The following is a 338-nucleotide window of genomic DNA, read 5'->3' as shown; positions in this document are numbered from 1 at the left end:
GTGGCGGGCTTCCCGCTGAGCGGGGTGACCACGCCGCTGGGCAACACCCTGACCATCACCGGGTACAACCCGGCGACCGGGCTGGTGAGCTACAGCTACACCCTGAACGACAACGAGGCGCACCCGACGGCGGACGGCAACAACAGTCTGTTCGAAGACTTCGCGGTGAGCCTGGTGGACAGCGACGGGGATTCGGCCTCGAACACCCTGAGCGTGCAGATCGTGGACGACGTGCCGACGGCGGTGAGCGACGTCAACCTGACGGTAGCGAGCGAGAACAACCTGGTCCTCAATGGCAACGTCATCACCAACGACGTGCAGGGGGCGGATGGCGCGGC

At 66.0% G+C, this 338-nt stretch carries 1 protein-coding gene; it reads left to right on the top strand.

Translation table 11 applies throughout. The features are described from left to right. Nucleotides 1–338: hypothetical protein (locus J9893_RS20370; protein WP_246875663.1), on the top strand; the 338-nt coding region annotated here is incomplete at both ends.

Source organism: Aeromonas sp. MaB10011B (genome assembly GCF_017939325.1).
In the GTDB taxonomy this organism is placed as follows: domain Bacteria; phylum Pseudomonadota; class Gammaproteobacteria; order Enterobacterales; family Aeromonadaceae; genus Aeromonas; species Aeromonas caviae.
Note: the sequence above shows the minus strand (reverse complement) of the source record. Positions and strands in the feature narration are given on the sequence as shown.